The organism is Halorubrum sp. SP3, assembly GCF_005435195.1.
GTDB lineage: Archaea > Halobacteriota > Halobacteria > Halobacteriales > Haloferacaceae > Halorubrum > Halorubrum sodomense.
Map to the genome: position 1 here is coordinate 1 of NZ_SGTU01000603.1, position 280 is coordinate 280.

1 pseudogene is annotated in these 280 nt (G+C 68.2%); it reads left to right on the forward strand.

The features are described 5' to 3' along the window. Positions 1 to 280, forward strand: a pseudogene (locus EXE42_RS19085) (hypothetical protein); the annotation flags it as partial.

Consider the following 280-nt stretch of genomic DNA (forward strand, 5'->3'; position numbering starts at 1 on the left):
GAGTACGCCGAGGAGACCGCGAGCGTCGACTGTACCGCATGCGAGGACTTCCACAACGACTTCGGGTTCCCGCCGGGCAGCCTCGACCAGTTCGAGCCCGAGGAGCTCCCGCTCGCCTTCGACCGGTGGATGTGCCACGTTATCCGCGGCGTCATCGACGGGTTCTGTTACACCTGTGCCGGCCGGATGGACGGCCGGCTGGTGGTCGACGACGCGGACGAGGGGATAGGCGGATTGCCCGCCCACGCGGAGTTCGAATGCGACCGCTGCGGCAGCACCG